The 1255-nt window shown below is 78.2% G+C and carries 1 protein-coding gene; it reads left to right on the top strand.

Going from position 1 to position 1255, the window contains the following annotated elements:
- Positions 1-159: 159 nt before the first annotated feature.
- Positions 160-1255 (top strand): 3'-5' exonuclease (locus tag D8M29_RS12425; protein ID WP_305034235.1); only part of this gene is annotated, 1096 nt, incomplete at its 3' end.

The raw sequence follows: 1255 nt of genomic DNA, 5'->3' as shown, positions 1-1255 counted from the left end.
GGGGTCCAAGCGGGGGGCGAGTTGACGGAGCGGTGCGGGGGTGCGGGCCCCCCGGCGGGGGCGGCCGCGCGCAGCACGCCGTCCGCCCGCGGCGAGGTGAGCGGATGGCCCCGGGCCACCGCCCGGGCGGGGCCGAGCCGCGGGTGCATGCGCAGGTCGGTGGGGACTGCCCCGGACGCGGCCCCGGACCGGGACGTGAGCCCCGAGGAGGACGCCGACGCCGCCGCCCTGCTGGAGGCCCTCGACTCCCTGCCCGGGGAGGGGACGGACTGGGTCGGCTCCCGCGGCCGCGGCTTCTCACCCGAGGGCCTGGCCCGGCTGAGGGCCGTCAACGCCGAGCTGCGCCGGCTCTCCACGCGCACCGGGGAGGACCCGGCCGACCTCATCGCGGAGGTGATCCGTGAGACGGGGTTGGACGTCGAGGTGGCCCTGCGGCCCGGCGTCTCCGCGGCCGCGGCCCGGCGGCACTTGAACGCGTTCCAGGACGCGGCCCGCGACTTCGGCGCCGGCACCACGGCGACGGACCTGACGGCGTTCCTGGCCTGGACGGAGTCCGTCCTCGAGCACGAGGACGGCCTCGGCGTCGAGAACGCCGAACCCACCCCCGGCCTGGTCCAGGTGCTCACCGCGCACGCCTCGAAGGGGCTCGAGTGGGACGTCGTCGCGGTCCCCGGCCTGCAGGAGGGCACGTTCCCGTCCACGCGGGCGGACCGCTGGACCAGCCCCGGGGCCGGCGCGCTGCCGTGGCCCCTGCGCGGGGACCGCGCGTCGCTGCCGCAGTGGGACGGCTCGTGGGCCCAGGACCAGCGGGACTGGGTCCAGTCGGCCGGCACCAAGTACAGCTCCAAGGCGGCCCAGGAGGGCAACCCGGACCCCTATGCCGTGGCCGTGGCCGCCCACGCCGAGCGCGAGGAGCGGCGCCTGGCCTACGTCGCGTACACGCGCGCGCGATCCGCCCTGTGGCTGAGCACCTCCCTGTTCAAGGGAGTCAACAAGGAGCCCCTGCCGGCCTCGGCCTTCCTCGAGGAGGTGGCCGGTCTGGCGGGGGAGGTGCCCGGCGTCGCGCTCGGCCCCGCCCCGGCCGAGGACGACCTGCCCGAGGCCAACCCCGCCGCGGGCCGGACGCTGGTCGCCCGCTGGCCCTTCGACCCGCTCGACGGCCCGGAGGCCTTCGTCGCCGACCCGGAGGACCCCGAGGACGAGGAACGCTGGCAGCCGCTGCCGCGCCGCTCCCGGGCCCGCCGGCACGGGGTGG

The organism is Micrococcus sp. HSID17227 (assembly GCF_003989405.1).
Taxonomy (GTDB): domain Bacteria; phylum Actinomycetota; class Actinomycetes; order Actinomycetales; family Micrococcaceae; genus Micrococcus; species Micrococcus luteus.
Note: the sequence above shows the minus strand (reverse complement) of the source record. Positions and strands in the feature narration are given on the sequence as shown.